General features: G+C 50.0%; 24 protein-coding genes and 1 pseudogene. 18 read left to right on the top strand and 7 right to left on the bottom strand.

Annotated features, from left to right (window positions below):
• Positions 1-48 precede the first annotated feature (48 nt).
• Positions 49-1,140, bottom strand: coding sequence for a tRNA uracil 4-sulfurtransferase ThiI (thiI, locus tag E3E33_RS02790; protein ID WP_012571813.1), 1,092 nt, complete (start codon positions 1,138-1,140; stop codon positions 49-51).
• 1 nt (position 1,141) lies between these two features.
• Positions 1,142-2,116, bottom strand: a complete 975-nt coding sequence (locus E3E33_RS02785; RefSeq protein WP_167711891.1) for a HesA/MoeB/ThiF family protein — start codon at positions 2,114-2,116, stop codon at positions 1,142-1,144.
• 132 nt (positions 2,117-2,248) lie between these two features.
• On the opposite strand from E3E33_RS02785, the gene E3E33_RS02780 reads away from it, so the two are divergent.
• The 17 genes and pseudogenes from E3E33_RS02780 (at position 2,249) to E3E33_RS02695 (ending at position 13,833) form a co-directional block, all read left to right on the top strand.
• The gene (locus tag E3E33_RS02780; RefSeq protein WP_167711890.1) at positions 2,249-2,788 is read left to right on the top strand and encodes a nitroreductase family protein; all 540 of its coding nucleotides are present in this window, start codon (positions 2,249-2,251) and stop codon (positions 2,786-2,788) included.
• A gap of 111 nt (positions 2,789-2,899) precedes the next feature.
• Positions 2,900-3,106 (top strand): hypothetical protein, encoded by a 207-nt coding sequence (locus tag E3E33_RS02775; protein WP_012571816.1) that lies wholly within the window; start codon positions 2,900-2,902, stop codon positions 3,104-3,106.
• A gap of 2 nt (positions 3,107-3,108) precedes the next feature.
• Positions 3,109-3,438: a hypothetical protein gene (locus E3E33_RS02770; protein ID WP_167711889.1), complete on the top strand. Its 330-nt coding sequence runs from the start codon at positions 3,109-3,111 to the stop codon at positions 3,436-3,438.
• 59 nt (positions 3,439-3,497) lie between these two features.
• Positions 3,498-4,793, top strand: coding sequence for a cytochrome c biogenesis protein CcdA (locus E3E33_RS02765; RefSeq protein ID WP_167711888.1), 1,296 nt, complete (start codon positions 3,498-3,500; stop codon positions 4,791-4,793).
• Between the two features lie 280 nt (positions 4,794-5,073).
• Positions 5,074-6,786, top strand: coding sequence for a 2-oxoacid:acceptor oxidoreductase subunit alpha (locus E3E33_RS02755; RefSeq protein ID WP_167711887.1), 1,713 nt, complete (start codon positions 5,074-5,076; stop codon positions 6,784-6,786).
• Positions 6,783-7,664: a thiamine pyrophosphate-dependent enzyme gene (locus E3E33_RS02750; protein ID WP_167711886.1), complete on the top strand. Its 882-nt coding sequence runs from the start codon at positions 6,783-6,785 to the stop codon at positions 7,662-7,664. The genes E3E33_RS02755 and E3E33_RS02750 overlap by 4 nt, the downstream gene beginning before the upstream one ends.
• A 1-nt stretch (position 7,665) precedes the next feature.
• Positions 7,666-8,118: a peroxiredoxin gene (locus E3E33_RS02745; protein ID WP_167711885.1), complete on the top strand. Its 453-nt coding sequence runs from the start codon at positions 7,666-7,668 to the stop codon at positions 8,116-8,118.
• A gap of 40 nt (positions 8,119-8,158) precedes the next feature.
• The gene (locus tag E3E33_RS02740) at positions 8,159-9,388 is read left to right on the top strand and encodes an FprA family A-type flavoprotein (RefSeq protein WP_012571823.1); all 1,230 of its coding nucleotides are present in this window, start codon (positions 8,159-8,161) and stop codon (positions 9,386-9,388) included.
• A 72-nt stretch (positions 9,389-9,460) separates the two neighbouring features.
• Positions 9,461-10,000, top strand: coding sequence for a ferritin family protein (locus tag E3E33_RS02735; protein WP_012571824.1), 540 nt, complete (start codon positions 9,461-9,463; stop codon positions 9,998-10,000).
• A gap of 9 nt (positions 10,001-10,009) precedes the next feature.
• Positions 10,010-11,095 (top strand): annotated as a pseudogene (locus E3E33_RS02730) (NAD(P)/FAD-dependent oxidoreductase).
• 88 nt (positions 11,096-11,183) lie between these two features.
• Positions 11,184-11,699 (top strand): rubrerythrin family protein, encoded by a 516-nt coding sequence (locus E3E33_RS02725; protein WP_012571826.1) that lies wholly within the window; start codon positions 11,184-11,186, stop codon positions 11,697-11,699.
• Between the two features lie 82 nt (positions 11,700-11,781).
• A complete protein-coding gene (gene rd / locus E3E33_RS02720; RefSeq protein WP_012571827.1) occupies positions 11,782-11,943 on the top strand; it encodes a rubredoxin in 162 nt (53 codons plus the stop codon).
• Between the two features lie 10 nt (positions 11,944-11,953).
• Entirely contained in the window at positions 11,954-12,301 is a 348-nt protein-coding gene (locus tag E3E33_RS02715; protein WP_012571828.1) for a class II SORL domain-containing protein, read from the top strand.
• Positions 12,302-12,376: 75 nt separating this feature from the next.
• Positions 12,377-12,559, top strand: coding sequence for a hypothetical protein (locus E3E33_RS02710; protein WP_167711884.1), 183 nt, complete (start codon positions 12,377-12,379; stop codon positions 12,557-12,559).
• A gap of 32 nt (positions 12,560-12,591) precedes the next feature.
• Positions 12,592-12,951, top strand: a complete 360-nt coding sequence (locus E3E33_RS02705) for an iron-sulfur cluster assembly protein (RefSeq protein WP_167711896.1) — start codon at positions 12,592-12,594, stop codon at positions 12,949-12,951.
• Positions 12,952-12,954: 3 nt separating this feature from the next.
• Positions 12,955-13,305, top strand: a complete 351-nt coding sequence (locus E3E33_RS02700; protein WP_012571830.1) for an iron-sulfur cluster assembly protein — start codon at positions 12,955-12,957, stop codon at positions 13,303-13,305.
• Positions 13,306-13,308: 3 nt separating this feature from the next.
• Positions 13,309-13,833, top strand: a complete 525-nt coding sequence (locus tag E3E33_RS02695) for a ferritin family protein (RefSeq protein WP_167711883.1) — start codon at positions 13,309-13,311, stop codon at positions 13,831-13,833.
• Positions 13,834-13,886: 53 nt separating this feature from the next.
• On the opposite strand, the gene E3E33_RS02690 is transcribed toward E3E33_RS02695, so the two are convergent.
• Together E3E33_RS02690 and E3E33_RS02685 are read right to left on the bottom strand one after the other, a co-directional pair.
• Complete coding sequence (locus E3E33_RS02690) at positions 13,887-14,201, bottom strand: ferritin family protein (RefSeq protein ID WP_012571832.1); 315 nt, start codon at positions 14,199-14,201, stop codon at positions 13,887-13,889.
• A gap of 29 nt (positions 14,202-14,230) precedes the next feature.
• Positions 14,231-14,710 (bottom strand): ferritin family protein, encoded by a 480-nt coding sequence (locus E3E33_RS02685; RefSeq protein WP_012571833.1) that lies wholly within the window; start codon positions 14,708-14,710, stop codon positions 14,231-14,233.
• Between the two features lie 67 nt (positions 14,711-14,777).
• Here E3E33_RS02685 and E3E33_RS02680 point away from each other — a divergent pair, with 67 nt between their 5' ends.
• Positions 14,778-15,302 carry a GNAT family N-acetyltransferase gene (locus E3E33_RS02680; protein ID WP_206203395.1) on the top strand — a complete coding sequence of 175 codons (525 nt, stop codon included), beginning with the start codon at positions 14,778-14,780 and terminating at the stop codon, positions 15,300-15,302.
• Here E3E33_RS02680 and E3E33_RS02675 read toward each other — a convergent pair.
• The 3 genes from E3E33_RS02675 to E3E33_RS02665 form a co-directional block, all read right to left on the bottom strand.
• Complete coding sequence (locus tag E3E33_RS02675; RefSeq protein ID WP_012571835.1) at positions 15,290-15,643, bottom strand: hypothetical protein; 354 nt, start codon at positions 15,641-15,643, stop codon at positions 15,290-15,292. The genes E3E33_RS02680 and E3E33_RS02675 overlap by 13 nt on opposite strands.
• A 23-nt stretch (positions 15,644-15,666) precedes the next feature.
• Positions 15,667-16,275: a DOMON domain-containing protein gene (locus E3E33_RS02670; RefSeq protein WP_012571836.1), complete on the bottom strand. Its 609-nt coding sequence runs from the start codon at positions 16,273-16,275 to the stop codon at positions 15,667-15,669.
• A 194-nt stretch (positions 16,276-16,469) separates the two neighbouring features.
• Positions 16,470-16,994 carry a ferritin family protein gene (locus E3E33_RS02665; RefSeq protein ID WP_048055056.1) on the bottom strand — a complete coding sequence of 175 codons (525 nt, stop codon included), beginning with the start codon at positions 16,992-16,994 and terminating at the stop codon, positions 16,470-16,472.
• Positions 16,995-17,356 lie beyond the last annotated feature (362 nt).

Raw genomic sequence — 17,356 nt, 5'->3', positions numbered from 1 at the left:
TTACACCCGGTTACTTTAAAAGATTTCTCCTCAGATTTTTGAAAAACTTTAAATTATTCCTTCCTTTTCCAAAATATCCAAGATCTTCAAGAATTCCCCATACTTCCCCTGAGTTACAACTCTCTCTGGTCTGAAGGGACAATCACAGTAAGGGTACTCTAAAAAGGCTTGATATGTGCCAATTTCCCTCGCTATCTTAACTATCTCTTCCTTGTCCATACCTAAAAGCGGCCTGTGTACTGGAAAGCGGACGCTCATGGTCTCAAAGTAAAGGTTAGCCAGTGTCTGAGAAGCCACTTGGCCAAGGGAATCCCCAGTAACAATGCCCAGCGCACCTTCTTCCCTTGCTATCTCCGCGGCTCTCCTCAGCATAGCGACCTTGCACAGGACGCATGTCCATTCCAGCATGTTTATCCTGCTGAGGACGGCCACGTAGGGTCTCAGAACTTCAAAGTGGTTCTCCACAATGAGCTCAATGTCTTTTGGGGAGTAATCATTGAGTATCTCAACGGTTTTCTCAACAACATTCTTTGCGTTCTTTCCCTGGTCAAAATGGACCGCTATTATTTCTGCACCCCTCTTCATCATGAGGAATGCGGCAACGGGTGAATCTATGCCCCCGCTGAGCAGAACCACAACCTTCCCCTGCGTGCCAACTGGAAGCCCACCGACTCCTTTAATCTTCTCAAAGAAGACGTAGGCCTTTCCCTTTATAATTTCAATTCCTATCGTGAGCTCGGGGTTTTCCAGATCTACTTTCCAGCCGAATTCTCTCACAATGAACGCCCCTATTTCCCTGTTAACCTCAACAGAAGTCTTGAGGAACGCCTTATCCAGCCGCTGGGTTTCCACCTTAAAGCTTCTCGGATTCAGGCCTTTCAGGGCTTCTTTCAGATAGTCCGGCACTTCCTCGTAGTTCATCTCCCTCGCAGGCGAAACCGAAACAACGCCCGGGACTTTTGCAATAATCTCAGCCGCTTCATCGGGGGCCTCAATGAGGATTCGTCCTCTAATCAACCTCGCCTTTGCTTTAATCCCTTTCCTCTCCAAGGCAGCGAGGATGTTCTCTACGAGCCTCCTCTCAAACTCCCTCCTTTTGCCCCCCTTTACTGCTATCTCACCATAGCGTACCAGTATCATCTCAACCACCCAAATAGCGCGCGAAGAAGTTTTTAGCCTCTTTCTCGTCCTCCGCTCCCCTAACTACCATCCGTCCGCCCTTGAATATCAGGATCTCAGCGTAGTCGTCCTCGAACTGGATGAACTGCGACGTCTTGATGTACTCAATGCCGAGGGCATCGAGCCTCTTGGCGAGCTCATCAAGGTCTACACTCATCCTTTCGGGGGGAGTTATTTGAATCGAACCGTCACACATGTGCTCTATCTTCATCTGCTTCTCCAGGAACGTGAAGTTGTGCCTGACACAGACCTCACAGTCCTCCCTCCTCGGGATCTCCACCTTCTCAAAGTCGAGTGTCTTGGTGTCGAAGAAAATCAGCTCACTCTTCACTTCCCCACCTAAGAGAATCTTAGCCGCTAGAGTGACGGCCAGCGAAGCAGCCAGGGGAGGAACGTAGCTCATAATCCCTGCGACGGCGCACGTTGGCATGGGTCTTGAGGGCAGCTTCGGCATCAAACAGCGGAAACAGGCAGTCTTTCCTGGAATTATGGGCATCAAGTTACCGTAAGTCGCCAAGATACCGACGTAAATCCACGGTTTGTTGCTCTTCACCGCATAGTCGTTTATTACCTGTCTCGTGTAAATGTTGTCCGTTCCGTCTATAATGAGGTCAGCTTCGTCCAGAAGGTGCACCGTTGACGGGTTTAAGTCCTCAAAGTAGCCAATAACGTTCTCAAAGCGCTCCTTCAGGACTTCCACTTTGGGCTTTCCTACATCATCACTCGTATATATAGTCCTCGGAAGGTCGCTCTCGTCTACGAAGTCTCTGTCTACCACTATTATTCTTCCAACGCCCAGTTTGTGGAGGAAGTAGACCTCCCAGCTCCCCAGTGCTCCGGCACCTACAACTGCAACCGTGCTCTCGCCGAGCTTTCTTTGGCCATCCATACCGATTATCGGGAAGTGCCTCGAAAAGTCCATCTTTACATCCACCATGCTCCCACCATTGGAGGCTTCTACGAGGCTCAAAAAAGGCTTTTGAAAACCAAAAGTTCTGGACAGTTCTGGGAAATACCAACTTCGGAAAAGGATATTAATGGATTCCAGGAAATTCTTGTCGGTGGTGGCATGGAGTTCTTCGAAGTGTTGAGAAAAAGGAGGAGTATAAGGCGCTTTCAGGATAAGAAAGTCCCGGGGGAGCTGGTAGAAAAGCTTCTTAAGGCTGCTTTCCTTTCACCGAGTTCATACAACAAAAGGCCCTGGCACTTCATAGTCGTTGATGATAAGGAAAAGCTTCGGAGGCTCTCAAAGGCAAAGTTAGGCGCCTCTGGACTGGCGACGGCACCTTTAGCCATCGTCGTGACGGTGGATGGTGAGAAGAGCGACGTATGGATCGAGGACGCTTCCATAGCGGCCGAGCATATACATCTCGCGGCCGTTGCCCTGGGTCTGGGATCCTTCTGGGTGCAGATTAGGAACAGGATGCACAACGAGGAGAAGAGCGCCGAGGAATACGTGAGGGAGCTCTTGGACATTCCAGAAAACTACCGCGTTCTATGCATTATTGGCGTTGGCTATCCAGCGGAGAATAAGCCGCCCCACGGCGAAGAGATCTTCGAGTGGGGGAAGGTCAGCTATAACAGGTTTGGCATGCCATTTGAAAAATGAAAGCATTCCGATCTCCTTTACATTTTGAAAACTGAAAAACTTGGAGACTTTTCACATTAGAAATAGTGAGACCAAAAAAGATGTACTTCCGAAACACTTTTGGGTGATAAGATGAAAGCCAAGGTTTGCAAGTTCTGTGCTGGTGATTACCTAGAGGAAGTGGTCAAGCTCCTCCAAGAGAAGGGCTATGAAGTCAGCGTTGAGGAATGCATCGGTTTGTGCGCCAAATATGAATGCGGCAACATAAACGTCATAGTTATGGAAAGGGAGATTTCAACAAGGAGTTTTGAAGAATTCATAAAGGCCCTGGAGGGGTAGAGATGGTAAAAGCGCTTGTTATAATCTCCAGTGAGGACGAAAAAGCTCTGGTAGGATTCATGTGGGCCACCAATGCTTTGAAATACAAGTGGGTGGAAGACGTTGAGGTGATACTTTTTGGACCAATCGAAAGGAAGATCGCAGAGGGGGAGAGGAAATTTCTTCAGTGGATTGAGAAGCTGAGGGAGCTGGGCAAGCTTCCCCTTTCGTGCAAAAGGATAGCCGAGGATGGAGGTTTTGCAGTAAAGCTGGAAAAGTACACCAGAGTGGAATACGTGGGGAAGATAATAGCGGACTACCTCGAAAAAGGTTACGTCCCGATGACTTTTTGATGAAAAAAGCTTCAAGAAAAGGTTTTTATCCCGTAAATTTATTATTTTGGGTGATATTTATGAGGAAGTTGCTCCCAATCATATTCATTTTCATGCTCTCGATTGGATTTGCTAAGGCCGGTGAGGTAAAATACGGCGAGCTAACCTTTCACGATGTCTCAACCGTGGAAGAGCTGGATAGCCTAATCAGGGCCCACGAGGGCGAGTACTTTTTCATCTTCTACCACTCGGAGAGCTGTCCAGCGTGCAACTACATGAAGACAAGCGTTTTCCCGACTGAGAAATCCAAGGAGACCCTTTTGGGATTAAACCTTGTCTCCATCGACGTTTACAAAGCGCGCTCCCTTACAACGCTCAGATACAGGGTTTACGATGACGTTGTGGTCATCCAGCCCGACAACGCCGGTTACTACAGGCCAAAAACTCTGGGAGAAGAGATAAGTGTCGGCGTTCCGGGAACACCAACAATGGTGATATTCAAGGTCGAGAATGGCACCAAAATCCTGAAGGGAGTAGCGATCGGTGCGCTCAATCCTAATGGTTTGGAGTTCTTCGTGAAGACCGCGGTGGGAAACGATGAAAAACCCCAAGGAGGGGAACAAACTCAAACCACGGAAACTGCAACGCACCGTGCCCAGGAAGATAACACAAACCTAACCCTCGCGGTTCTCCTGCCGATATTCTCGGCTGGAATACTGAGTGTCTTCTCACCCTGCGTTCTGCCCCTCATAGTTGGCACTTTCTCCCTCACTTTCGCGAGGAGGAGCGTGGAGCTGATAATAGCTGGCATGGTGTTATCTTTCGCCCTCCTGGGCGCTCTGGCGGGTAGTTTTGGTTCCTACGCGGCCCAGATAAGGGGAGCCCTGTACCTCATAGGCGGTCTCGGCTTCATAGTGATTGGCCTGGGCTTCCTGAGCGAGAGCGTAAGCGCCAAGCTTGAGAGGTTCCTGAGCTTTTCGGCATCGGATAAGGTGGCGTCGAAGAGAGGAAAGCTGTATGACTTCGCCCTCGGCTCGGCCTTGGGGGCCACATGGCTCGGCTGCATAGCCCCTTACGTCGGCTTCGCCGTCATTACTGCCGCACTAAGCGGGGACACACTCAAAGGAATAATCGTGATGGGAACCTACGGCCTTGGCATGGGGCTGACGGTTTACCTGATTGTCTCCTCGAAGGACTTGGGGGACTGGATAAACAGGAAGTTCCTCTCCGGGAGGATAAGCCTAGGCAAGTCTGGCAAAGCAAAGTGGGAGCGGGCCTTGGGCGTAATCCTCGTGCTCCTCGGCCTGCTTATGCTCACAGAACTCACGCCGTTAAAGCTCTGGAGCGCCCTCTTTGAGGGCCTTTCAAAACTCTGAGGAGGTGGAAGTGTCCGGTGCTCTTCTACGAGAAGGACGACGAAACCTACGTGGCCATCAACACCGTCAACGACGTGCTCGACATAATTAAAGAGCCCCTTGAGGTCGTTAAAAGCGTTATTGAGGATCTTTAACGAAGTTGTCTCACCTTTTCTTTTCCATTATTACAGAAAATCAACGTCAGCGAGCAGGATTTTTAGGCTTGCAAAAGAAAATTATGTAAATCTAATCCGCAAACCTTATGATGTTGAAAGTCGAACTTAATCCGAAGTGATGTGTTATGGTGGAGTTTCAAGAAGATCTTTCTGTGGTTCTAGGTGGAGCTGCAGGGCAGGGCATCCAGACCGTTGAGGAGATTCTGACCAGAACGCTGAAGTTCTCAGGTTACAACGTCTATGCAAACAAGGAGTATATGTCGCGCGTTCGTGGAGGCATAAATACCACGGAGATAAGGGTTTCGTCCAAGAGAGTAAGGGCTTTCGTGAAGAAGATAGACATTCTAATTCCTTTCAAGCGCGGTGTTCTCCCGTGGGTCAAGGACAGGATATCGGAGAGTACAGTCGTCATCGGCGAGAAGGAAAACGTCGAGGAGGAGTTTCTCGAGAAGATTCACTTCATCGAGGTTCCCCTCACCAAGATGGCGCTCGATGTTGGCAGTCAGCTCTACCTCAACACCATAGCGGCGGGAATTGTTGTTGGCATCTTCCGCGGCGAACTCTCAGCGGTTGAGGAATATCTGAAGGAGCGCTTCGGGAGCAAGGGCAAGAACGTTGTTCAGAAGAACATCGAGGCGGCAAAAAAGGGCTACGAACTCGGCCTCAAGCTCCTCAAGGAAGGTGCCGTAAAGGTGGAAGTTCAACGGAAAGAAAAGGCCAGGAACGAGATACTCCTCAGCGGGGCCGAGGCTGTGGCTCTGGGTGCCCTCGCCGGGGGTATGAACTTCCTCAGCTTCTATCCGATGAGCCCCTCAACAGGGGTGGCAGTTTTCGCAGCACAGCATGCGGAGGACTTCGGGATAGTGGTGGAGCAGGCCGAGGACGAGATTTCCGCAATCAACATGGCCTTAGGAGCCTGGTACGCCGGAGTGAGGGCTATGGTGACCACCTCCGGCGGCGGCTTTGCCCTCATGACCGAGGCGCTTAGCTTGGCCGGGATGGCCGAGAACCCGATAGTCATACACCTCGCCCAGAGGCCTGGACCTGCAACCGGCTTGCCCACGAGAACCATGCAGGGCGACCTAAATCTCGCTCTCCACGCCGGCCACGGGGACTTCCCGAGGATTATCCTCGCCCCGGGTAACATAGAGGAGGCATTCTACCTGAGCGCCAAGGCATTCAACCTGGCGGACAGGTACCAGGTACCCGTAATAATACTCACCGACCAGTACCTTGTGGATACCTACTACAACCTCCCTGAGCTCGAGCTGGATAAGGTCAAGGTCGAAAAACACATAGTCGAAGCAAAGCCCGGCTATAGGAGGTATGAGCTCACCGGGGATGGAATATCGCCGAGGGCGATCCCGGGTTACGGTGAGGATGTGGTTGTAGCCAATGGAAACGAGCACGATGAGTGGGGGGACATAACAGAGGATGCAGAACTCACAGTCAGAATGCAGGAGAAGAGGGCAATCAGAAAACTCAAGACCATCAAGAAGAACGCACCGCTACCAAGACTCATCGGAGGGGAGGATGCCAAGTACATCATCGTCGCCTGGGGCTCGACGCTCCACATCGTTGAGGAGGCCATAGAGAAGCTCGGCAGGGACGATGTAGCGCTGCTCCACTTCAGCTGGCTCTACCCGCTCAACCCGGAGGCAAAAAAGTTCTTCGAAGGCAGGACCATCATAGCCGTTGAGCTCAACATTACGGGCCAGTTCGCGGAGCTTCTAAGGAGGGAGTTTGGAATTGAGGCTCATCACAGAGTTCTCAAGTACGATGGGAGGCCGTTTTCCGTGGAAGAGATTCTTGGGGCCCTAAAGGGGGTGATAGAATGAATCTCCCAAAGGGCAGAGAAGCCTTTGAGCCCAAGAGACCCGGTAGCAAGGACGTCGCCTGGTGCCCTGGCTGTGGAAACTTCGGTATAAGGAATATCCTCATCTCCGCTCTGACAGAGCTTGGTCTGAGGCCGAGCCAGGTCGCGATAATCAGCGGAATAGGACAAGCGGCAAAGATGCCCCACTACATAAACGCCAACGGCTACCACACGCTCCACGGAAGGGCGATACCGATAGCGACAGGTGTTAAAGTGGCGAATCCAGAGCTGACTGTCATAGCAGAGGGTGGAGACGGCGACATGTACGCCGAAGGCGGCAACCATCTCCTTCATGCGATAAGAAGGAACCCCGGCATAACCGTTCTCATTCACGACAACCAGATATACGGTCTCACGAAGGGTCAGGCTTCCCCCACCACAATGAAGGGGATGAAGACGCCCACTCAGCCGTGGGGCGTCTTTGAAGAGCCGTTCAACGTCATTGCCCTTGCCATAGCCCTCGATGCGTCCTTCGTTGCGAGAACCTTCATGGGGTATTTCAGGGAGAGCGTCGAGATAATAAAGAAGGCGATAGAGCACAAAGGTTTGGCCATAGTCGATATCTTCCACCCCTGCGTCAGTTTCAACAAGGTGAACACCTACACTTGGTACAGAGAGCACACCTACTGGATGGACGACCATGACCCCTACGACAGGGAAGCGGCCTTTAAGCGCGCGATTGAAACCGATCCGCTCCCGCTCGGCGTGTTCTATATCAACGAAAAGCCCACATTTGAAGAGCTCGTCCCTGCTTACAAGAGGGACAAAACGCCGCTGTGGAAGAGGGAGCCGAAGGTTGAGGAGATAAAAAAGATTCTGGATATCAAAAGGAGGCTCTGAAATGGTAAAAGTTGGTGATGTTGCACCGGATTTTGTTTTGAAAGACCAGAATGGGGAGGAGTTCAGGCTGAGTGACTTCAGGGGGAGGAAGGTTCTTCTGTCTTTCCATCCTCTAGCATGGACTAGCATCTGCGAAAGGCAAATGAAGGCTCTAGAGGAACATTACGATGAGCTTGAGGAGCTCAACGTCGTTCCTGTGGGAATAAGCGTTGATCCAGTCCCAACAAAAAAGGCATGGGCGGATCACATGGGCCTTAAAAAGCTTAGAATGCTGGCGGACTTCTGGCCCCATGGGGAAGTTGCACGTAAGTATGGCTTCTTCAGAGAGAAGGATGGCATCTCTGGAAGGGCGAACGTGATAATAGACGAAAACGGCAGGGTGGCTTTTGTGAAGATCTATCCCCTCGGAGAGCTTCCGAACTTAAACGAGATACTGGCAGTCCTGAAGGGATGAGTTAATAACCCCCGGAAGAGAACTCAATGTGGTGATCGCAATGCCCAAGGTCTGGACTGAAAAAATACTGGATGACCCCGAGCTTTACCTTATAAGGATTGATGACGACGGGATCAAGTACTTCGAGGCTACCTGGGACATCCCGGAGGGCATAACCTACAACGCTTACCTCATGAAGCTCGAAGATGCCGTTGTTCTCTTTGACATGACCAAAAAAGAGTATACGGAGGAATTCATGGAGGCCCTCAAGAGCATCGTTAACCCCAAAGAGATAACACACATCATCATCCATCACACCGAGCCGGATCACAGCGGAGCCCTTCCGGCAGTTCTTGAGGCCAACGGGTATAGGGCCCAGCTCATAGGTACGAGCTTTGCGAAGCGCTTCCTTGAGGGGTTTTACGGAGAAAAGGTCGTCGAGAACTTCTACACAATCAAGGACGGCGAGGAGATGAACATCAGCGGAAAAACCTTTCGCTTCATAACCGTCCCGTGGCTTCACTGGCCGGACACGATGATAACCTATGTCGTTGAGGATAAGCTCATCTTCAGCTGCGACGCCGGCGGAGGCTACTCCATTCCCCCAGTCATTGACGACAGCGACGAAAAGGTTATCGAGGAATATCTCCCCCATGTCACCAAGTACATAGTCACCGTCATAGGCCACTACCACAAGTACATAGTCCAGAACATAAAGAAGCTCAAGGAGCTCGGCATAGTGCAGGAGGCAAGGATGATACTCCCAGGACACGGACTGATATGGCGCAAGAATCCCATGAGGATATTTGAGCACTACGAGGCTGTCGGTGCTGGAAAAGTAAAGAAGGGCAAGGTTCTCGTCATCTACGACTCGATGTACGGCTTCGTCGAGAGAAGGATGGAGATTGTTTTGGACGAGCTCAGGAAGCACGGCCTCAACCCGGTTGTCTACAAGTTCACGGACAAAGAAGCACCTGCAGTTAGCGATATACTCGGCGATGTCCCAGACAGCGAGGCGCTCATAATAGGAGCATCCACCTATGAGGCCGAGATACACCCACGCATACGCTACGCTCTCTACGAGATACTCGACAAGGCCAACTATGAGAAGCCCGTTTTAATAGTCGGCGCCTTCGGCTGGGCGGGCGTTGCTGGAAAGAAGATAGAGACCATGATAACCCGCAGCAAGTTCGATCACGTGGACACGGTTGAATCGCGCGGATGGCCAACTCCAGAGGATGAGGAGAGGCTTAGAGAAGGCGTCAGAAAGCTTGTCAGGTGGATTTCCTGACCTTTTTATTATTTAGTCTCATTGCGTAGGTTTAAATACTTCAAACACAAATGTTACACACAGGTGATGTTAATGGATGAGATTCTTGACAAACTTGTTAAGCTCCCGCTGAGGGAGATAATTGGCTACGCTATAGCCTCAGAAGACGATACCAAGGCTTTTTATGAGGGCCTGGCCTTCAAAACAGGGGGGCTGCTCAGAGACTTCTTTCAGACCCTCGCTAAATTAGAGGACTCCCACAAGAAGACCCTCCTAAGACTGCACGAAACGCTCTTTGGGGATACTGATTACACCGTTCCCGAAGGGATACCCTTTGCCGAAACCTCGATCAGAGTCGACACTGTTGTCAACCTCGTGGAGGCTATGAGAATTGCCCTAATCAATGAAAAAACCGCAGAGAGGCTATACACCCACCTGGAAAAACGCCTTCCGGAGCACGGGATCATATTCGGATTCTTGGCGGCGCAGGAGAGATCCCACTACGCGTCCATAAAGTCCCACGTCGAATATCTCGAGGACGTCACGGAGGGCAAGCCAGAATACATCAACGTTCCCATCGAGCACCTTAACACCCAGCTCGAACTTTATCTAGCGCCCCATACGCGGCTGTGAGGTGACAGCGTGAGGGTTGTAATAGTCGGCGATGGGCCTGGAGGAGTTGAACTTGCTAAGAGACTCTCTGGGGACTTTGAAGTAACAATAGTGGACAAAGAAGGTCTCCCTTACTACTCAAAGCCGATGCTGAGCCACTACATAGCAGGATTTGTGGATGAAAAGGCTCTTTTTCCGTATTCAGCCGAATGGTACGAGCGGAAGGGGATAGACCTCAGATTAGGCGTTGAAGCCAAGATCATAGACAGAGCGAGGAATGTTCTCGTGACGAGCAAGGGGAATATTCCTTATGATGTCCTCGTTCTTGCGACTGGCGCAAGGGCAAGAGAGCCTTCCATACCCGGGAGGGAGCACATCCTGACCCTAAGAACCTTTGACGACGCCAAGATGATAAAGGAAAGGCTTGAAGGAGAGGGAGAGATCACGGTCCTTGGCGGCGGCTTCATAGGGCTTGAGCTGGCCGGGAATGTGGCCAAGGCAGGCTATTCTGTCAAGCTTATCCACAGGAGCAAGAATCTCCTCAGACTGGACGAGGAGCTGAGCGAAAAGCTCTAGGAAAAGCTGGAGGAGGTCGGAGTTGAGTTCCACCTCGAGGCCAACCTCTTGAAGGCCGATAAGAACGGTGTGGAGACCGATAAGGGGTACATCCCCGGGAGGCTTAAGGTCTGCGCCTTCGGGGTAGTTCCCAACAAGGAGCTAGCTTTGAGGAGCGGAATCCACGCTGGGCGTGGAATATTTATAGATGCAGGGTTAAGAACCTCTGCGAAGGACATCTACGCAATAGGTGACTGCGCCGAGTACAGCGGGACGATATGCGGGACTGCCAAAACCGCTGTAGAGCACGCAAAGATCCTCGCAAACCTGCTCAGGGAGCAGGATAACCACTACGACTTCTCCTTCTGCTCGGCGCTCTTTAAGTTCGCCGACTTAAACGTTGCATTGATTGGAAGAACAAGGGGAGAAGGCAGGTGGCTTGATGAAAAAACGAAAGTTTTCTACAAAGATGAAAAGCCCATTGGGGCAGTTGTGCTCGGAGACGTAAGGAGAGCCATGGAGGTCGAGAAAGCAATCAGAGAAGGACTGCTTATTGACTGAAGTGATAAAGCGTACAAACTCAAGGTTTAGAAAATCGTTATATACCCCACCACCCAACTATTAATGCAGAACCTCTGTTGGTGATAGTATGGTTGCGGAAAGGAAAATGACTCGGAAGTTTCTGGAGGAGGCCTTCGCTGGCGAAAGCATGGCCCACATGAAGTACCTTATCTTCGCCGAGCAGGCGGAGAAGGAGGGCTATCCTAACATAGCCAAGCTCTTCAGGGCAATAGCCTATGCCGAGTTTGTCCATGCCAAGAACCACTTCATAGCCCTCGGAAAGCTGGGCAAGACCCCCGAGAACCTGCAAGAGGCTATAAATGGGGAGACCCACGAGGTTGAGGAGATGTACCCTGTCTTTAAGAACGCGGCCGAGTTCCAAGGCGAAAGGGATGCCGTCAGAACAACTCACTACGCCCTCGAGGCAGAAAAGATACATGCTGATTTCTACGCAAAGGCAAAAGAGAGGGTCGAGAAAGGAGAGGACTTCGAGATAAAAAAGGTCTACATCTGTCCCGTTTGCGGCTACACCGCCGTCGATGAAATCCCCGAGAAGTGCCCAGTGTGCGGTGTTCCAGGAGATAAGTTTGTGGTCTTCGAGTGATTTCTTTGTTTTTCTTAATGGACAAGTTTGAAACACAAACCTTATAAGGCCTGACTAACAACATTAGAGTGAGGTAATGGAAATGGCAAAGTGGAAATGTATAGTTTGTGGATACATCTATGATGAGGATGAAGGCGACCCGGACACCGGAATCGAGCCGGGAACCAAGTTTGAAGACCTTCCCGAAGACTGGGTCTGCCCGCTCTGCGGCGCCCCCAAGGATATGTTTGAAAAGATAGAGTGAGGTGGTGAAAGTGCTTAGCGGAACCATAAAGAGTGGTGACTGGAAGGGAGAGAAGCACGTGCCCGTTATAGAGTACGAGAAGGAGGGTGACCTCATCAAAGTTGAGGTCAGCGTCGGAAAGGAGATACCACACCCGAACACCCCAGAGCACCACATCGCCTGGATCGAGCTTTACTTCCACCCTGAGGACGGCAACTTCCCGATTCTTGTCGGCAGGGTTGCCTTCACCAACCACAGCGACCCGCTTACCGAGCCGAAGGCTATCTTCTTCTTCAGGACCCAGAAGAAGGGCAAACTCTACGCCCTGAGCTACTGCAACATCCATGGCCTCTGGGAGAACGAGGTCGAGCTTGAGTGAAAGCTCAGGCCCCAACCCCCTCTTCTTTTTAATCGTAGGAATGGCTTCAGAGAAAACCCTCATCTTGGTGTCTTGTTGATAGTGCTCTTTTTGTGGACAAAGTATCTGCTGGATGATATGGTAGCACTCCAGAAAGCAGTGATAGTTGCTCTCTATGTCGTACCGATAGTTCTTTGGGTGAAGATAGCCTTCCCCATCTACACATCAATATCGGCAGAGTATTCTACTATGGGCAGAACTGGCCAGGAAGGCTTTTAACACGACATGAGGAATGCCTATCGGTGAGAAAAATGAAGGTCTACATGCCCAACCGCGAATGGCCAGAACACTATAAGAGTGTCCTCAATGAGCTCAGAAAGATAACTGACCCAGTTACTGGAGGGGACATCCTTGACTCGGGAGTAATAGCTGGCCTAGAGGTCAAGGATGATACTCTGAAAATCTGGCTCAACTTCGAGAGCCACGCCGAGTACAATATAACCGGGGCAAGTGCGATAGCCTACTCCAAGATAATCGGTGACATCATCGAACGCTTTGCCCTCGTCAAGTTTGACAACGTCTACGTCTACGACCTCAAGAACAACCCCGTCGGTGTTTTTGAGAACAAGAAAGGCTATACGATCGAAGATTTGAGCTCGAAGAAGGTCTGAGCTATGGGGCTCTTTGATCTCCTAAGGTCAGGGAAAAGACCAAAATCAGGGCCGCGTAAGGATCTGCCCCCAGAGGTTCAGAGGGTGGTCGAGATTCTGAAGAAAGTTCAGGACCCAGAAACCGGAGTTAACATCGTGGACGAAGGGCTGGTTTATGGCCTGACGGTTGAAGGAGATAGGATTGATGTTTTCCTCCTCATGGCCCGCTCCACCCCAGAATGTCACGCCTGCCAGATGCTGGCGATAAACGTCCAGAACAGGATTCTCAGAGACATCGTTACAGTTTTGAAAGAGGAAGGCTTTAATAAAATAAGAGTCTATAATGAACTTGGACTGTTGCTTGCGGAGGGATGATTTATGATTCCATCTGAACTTGACGAGGGGCTTCCCCTCGAAAAGATTAGGGATTTCTCCCTTGAAGAGCTCCTTGGAATGGCCATAAAGGCCGAGATAGGTGCAAGGGAGTTCTACACAAGTCTTGCCGAAAGGATGGAGATACAGGCTTTGAAGGAGAAAATTGAATGGCTCGCAGAAGAGGAAAAGAAGCATGAGGAACTCCTGAGGAGGATTTACGCTAATATGTTCCCTGGAGAAGATGTCATCTTCCCGGAGGAGCACATAGGGCCAGAGCTCCAGCCAGTCACGAGAAAGCTTCACAGCGTTGAGGACATAATAGACCTTATCCGTTGGGCCATGAAAGCCGAAGAGATAGCAGCCAACTTCTACGCTGAGCTCGAGAACATAATGGGAACGGAAGACAAGAGGAGACTCATGCGCTACCTCAGCGACATGGAGAGGGGGCACTACTACACGCTCAAGGCCGAGTACGAGCTCCTCCTTGACTGGGCAATGTACAGCCAGATGATGAACCTCGGACCGTAAGTCCCTCTACCATTTTCTTTCCAGGATGTTGGTTCCTCAAAGAGAGAAAAAGTTCAAAGCTCTACTTTTATCCCGGTCTCTCCTTCAACCTCCTCAAATCCCCTTTTCATCCACTCCTTCAGCTCAGGGTCGAGCTTGAGGAGCAGAGCCAAGAACTCGCCTACATGCTCCTTCTCCTCGTTTGCAACATCGAGGAAGGTGTGTTTTACCGCCTCGTCATCAATCAGCTCGGCAAACTGCTCGTAGAAGTTTATAGCGTCGAGCTCAGCTATGACCGCCCAGCGGAGAGCCTGGACGATTTCCTTCTTTGACAGCTTTTCTTTGTCTATGGAAATGGGATTCAAACCCAGCATGGAATCACCGTCCATATATCGTCCCTGAAAGTTATAACGCTTCCTCAGTCAACCTCGAGGCTGAAATCCATGTAGTCCATCCATATGCCCGTCTTCATGACGGAGTCGTACTGTGCTTTAAGCAGCTCATAGTGGGACTTCTCGACCTTTGCGAGCTCTTCAAAAATACGCCTGACACCCTCATGCTCGGCCTCCTTTGCCGCCCGCTCGTAGAACTCCCATGTCAGCTTTTCCTGCTCCATTCCAATCCTTACCGCATCGACTTCACTGAGGTTTTTTTCGTCCACTTTAACCAAAAGCTTTTCGAGAGTTTTCCTATCCACCGAGGGCAGCTCGCACTTCTCTATCAAGGCCTCGACGAACTTCTCCTCAAACAGGCTCCAGTGTCCAGCCTCCTCGTGGGCCAAAAATAAGAACATCCTTCTTGCCCTATCATCCTTGGCCTTTTTGGCCAGCTCTAGGTAGAACTTCAGCTCGGTCTTCTCGACTTCCAAAGCCAAAGCTAAAGTCTCAATCTCCTTCATGATACCACCAAAGAGTTTTATTGAGCTTCTGACTAATAACCTTTGGTGATCGAAAGTGGGGATTGAAATGATCGAAATTCCCATCAAGCTAAAAGATGAGCTGGTAAAGTTCGTCTTCAGGGTTTACAGGGGCACGAATGGGACGTATCCAGCGCTCGAATGGGTAGAAAACAAGCCGAATATTGACGATTTTGAGGGCTTCAGGAAGGTTTACGAGCCTTTCCTTGAGTTCCGTCTTGGGAAAGAGTTCGACGAGCTATACGTTCTGAAGGAAGGTAGAAAGATAATAGGCACCCTCGCCCTCGTCTACAACCTGGATGGAAAGGACGTCTGGTGGGTGCCAAAGGAGATTAAGAGCGAGAGAACAGGCCTCATAGAGTTCTTCATGGTTGATCCTGCCTACAAAGGTAAAGGCTACGGTTCAGAGCTCCTAGAGTTCGCCATAACTCGCCTGGCCGAGCTCAGAAAAGATGCCTACGTGATAACCTTCCCGAACCTTGAGGCCTACGGCTACTATCTCAGGAAGGGCTTCGAGAAGGTGATGGACTACAAGGAGTTCGTGGTGCTGAAATATAAAGGTCAGAGAACATAGTTGTAGAGCCCGAAGAGTATCTGGAGCATAAGCAGGAGTACCGCTATCATCGCCAAGAACTTGTGCTGTTCCCTCGTTATTTTTCTCCCCAGGAAAGCCCTTCCGCTTAGAACTGTGAGGAGAACATAGACGTAGACAAAAAGTCCTAACCTGCTGTGTGTTGATGGAACCCAACCGATTGTGTAGAACATATATGAGATCCCGACCGTCAGGAGTCCCACTGCAGTGTAAACGAACGAGTGGTGCATCTTCAGATTGTGGCTCTTTGCGTAGTAAATTCCTATCAGAAAGCTTAGAAGGGCAAGAGTCTGGATGATGGCATGTACTCGGAAGTGCTCCATCTTCTCACCCCAAAAAAGGAAAATCAGCCGTCAAGGGTCAGCTCGCCGCTGCCTCGAGCTATATTGTGTTTTGTTGTAAAGTCGTCGACGTCGGCCATCGCGAAGATGAATTTAATTTTCTGCCCTGGCTTGAAGACCTTATCGTACTTGTCTCCGGTGTCAAGCTTCCTCTTGAACTCTATGACGGTGTAGCCGTTCTCCTCTTTTCCAGCGAAGGCCAGAATATCGTTCGTTCCGCCCAGCTCTCCATCAGGAGGATGAGGCCCATAGGTCCCCGTCGAGTACGCGTCTATGACCACGATCTGACCATCCTGCACCCAGCCGAAGATCATGTCGGCATCCTTCATTGCAACGCTCGGCTCAAATCCTATTGCCACCCAACCCGTTGTCTGCCCCTTGAGGGCCACATAGAGATACTCCTCATCGTTCCTCCAGTATACAACAAACTTGTCATTGGCAAGTGAGAGCTTATGGGAGTATTCGTTTTCTCCGATAACACCGTCTGCTTTCCACTCACTTAGAGTCGTCGCCGTAGAAACTGAGGAAGATGTTGTTGAGATACTTTCACCGCCTATGCATCCGCTCAGAAAAACCACAAAAACAAAAACCAAACCCAACAAAGCTCTTTTCATTAGGTTCACCTAAAATAATCAGTTTTTCTACATATATAAACTTTTTTCCCGGTATAAAATCCAACCTTGTCTACTTTTGCTTTTCAGTCTCATGCTGGGATGGAGCATTTTTTAATAGGATCAAAAAATTTAGGTAAAGTATAGCATCCCCAGCATTCCGGGCTTATGTTGTATGAGTGACGTGAACGGGGAGCTCAGAAGTTGAAGTTTATATCTTTCATGAGCTGGTCGTAAAACTCCTCCTTGTAGACGTCAGGATAGCGCATTATGTAGTCGTACTGCTTCCTCAGCATATTGTAGTGGTTCCTCTCCATGTCAGCGAGCATCTCAAGGAGAAGTTTGGTCTTTTCGGTGGCTGCATAGCCAGCCAGTTCCTTGTAGAGCTTCTCGCTGATGAGTTCAGCCTGCATGGAAATCTCATAAATCTCGTCAATGTTTATATCGGGCTTGCTTATAGCTTCAGCCATCTTCTCGGCTACGACCTTGAACTCCCCCATTATGTCTATCTCTATCTTCTTGGGCTCAACGTTTTCGCCCGTGAACTTTTCGGCCATTCTCTCTATGATTTCCCTGTGTTTGTCCTCCTCCTTGGCCAAGAAAAGGAGTTCGTCCCCTATTATGTCGCTCTTGACGAGAGAAGCAAGCTTCTCATAGGCCTCCTTGGCCCTAATCTCAGAGTTTATGGCAATCTCAAAAACTTCCTTGTCTGTTATCTCCACGCAAATCACCATATCTATCTCGCTTTCAAGTCTATTAACATTTTCGATTACATTTTTCGGAAGACCCATAGGCGGTCATTTTGGATATATCTACTAAGTTCCTCGCGCAGTTTTTAGATATTATGACAAGATTTTCACGCATTGCAGACATCTTGACAGAAAATCATTGGATAGGCTTAAATACTGTAACAAACACTCCTCAATCTCAGACTGGGGTGATCAACATGAAAGACAGGAAAGTGCCCAAAAACTCGAAAATTATATCCACCAAGTTGAACTACTGTAACATATCCGCTTTTCTGGTGAGCTACTGCCATCATCATTGACTGTTCTGGGACATTTAACCAAGTTATGATCTATTT

Source organism: Thermococcus sp. GR5 (assembly GCF_012027535.1).
In the GTDB taxonomy this organism is placed as follows: domain Archaea; phylum Methanobacteriota_B; class Thermococci; order Thermococcales; family Thermococcaceae; genus Thermococcus; species Thermococcus onnurineus.
Note: the sequence above shows the minus strand (reverse complement) of the source record. Positions and strands in the feature narration are given on the sequence as shown.

Bases quoted from the DNA above. Each gene is read 5' to 3' on its own strand.
- thiI (WP_012571813.1), bottom strand. From the start codon at position 1,140: ATGATACTGGTACGCTATGGTGAGATAGCAGTAAAGGGGGGCAAAAGG.
- E3E33_RS02785 (WP_167711891.1), bottom strand. From the start codon at position 2,116: ATGGTGGATGTAAAGATGGACTTTTCGAGGCACTTCCCGATAATCGGT.
- E3E33_RS02780 (WP_167711890.1), top strand. From the start codon at position 2,249: ATGGAGTTCTTCGAAGTGTTGAGAAAAAGGAGGAGTATAAGGCGCTTT.
- E3E33_RS02775 (WP_012571816.1), top strand. From the start codon at position 2,900: ATGAAAGCCAAGGTTTGCAAGTTCTGTGCTGGTGATTACCTAGAGGAA.
- E3E33_RS02770 (WP_167711889.1), top strand. From the start codon at position 3,109: ATGGTAAAAGCGCTTGTTATAATCTCCAGTGAGGACGAAAAAGCTCTG.
- E3E33_RS02765 (WP_167711888.1), top strand. From the start codon at position 3,498: ATGAGGAAGTTGCTCCCAATCATATTCATTTTCATGCTCTCGATTGGA.
- E3E33_RS02755 (WP_167711887.1), top strand. From the start codon at position 5,074: ATGGTGGAGTTTCAAGAAGATCTTTCTGTGGTTCTAGGTGGAGCTGCA.
- E3E33_RS02750 (WP_167711886.1), top strand. From the start codon at position 6,783: ATGAATCTCCCAAAGGGCAGAGAAGCCTTTGAGCCCAAGAGACCCGGT.
- E3E33_RS02745 (WP_167711885.1), top strand. From the start codon at position 7,666: ATGGTAAAAGTTGGTGATGTTGCACCGGATTTTGTTTTGAAAGACCAG.
- E3E33_RS02740 (WP_012571823.1), top strand. From the start codon at position 8,159: ATGCCCAAGGTCTGGACTGAAAAAATACTGGATGACCCCGAGCTTTAC.
- E3E33_RS02735 (WP_012571824.1), top strand. From the start codon at position 9,461: ATGGATGAGATTCTTGACAAACTTGTTAAGCTCCCGCTGAGGGAGATA.
- E3E33_RS02725 (WP_012571826.1), top strand. From the start codon at position 11,184: ATGGTTGCGGAAAGGAAAATGACTCGGAAGTTTCTGGAGGAGGCCTTC.
- rd (WP_012571827.1), top strand. From the start codon at position 11,782: ATGGCAAAGTGGAAATGTATAGTTTGTGGATACATCTATGATGAGGAT.
- E3E33_RS02705 (WP_167711896.1), top strand. From the start codon at position 12,592: ATGAAGGTCTACATGCCCAACCGCGAATGGCCAGAACACTATAAGAGT.
- E3E33_RS02700 (WP_012571830.1), top strand. From the start codon at position 12,955: ATGGGGCTCTTTGATCTCCTAAGGTCAGGGAAAAGACCAAAATCAGGG.
- E3E33_RS02695 (WP_167711883.1), top strand. From the start codon at position 13,309: ATGATTCCATCTGAACTTGACGAGGGGCTTCCCCTCGAAAAGATTAGG.
- E3E33_RS02690 (WP_012571832.1), bottom strand. From the start codon at position 14,201: ATGGACGGTGATTCCATGCTGGGTTTGAATCCCATTTCCATAGACAAA.
- E3E33_RS02685 (WP_012571833.1), bottom strand. From the start codon at position 14,710: ATGAAGGAGATTGAGACTTTAGCTTTGGCTTTGGAAGTCGAGAAGACC.
- E3E33_RS02680 (WP_206203395.1), top strand. From the start codon at position 14,778: ATGATCGAAATTCCCATCAAGCTAAAAGATGAGCTGGTAAAGTTCGTC.
- E3E33_RS02675 (WP_012571835.1), bottom strand. From the start codon at position 15,643: ATGGAGCACTTCCGAGTACATGCCATCATCCAGACTCTTGCCCTTCTA.
- E3E33_RS02670 (WP_012571836.1), bottom strand. From the start codon at position 16,275: ATGAAAAGAGCTTTGTTGGGTTTGGTTTTTGTTTTTGTGGTTTTTCTG.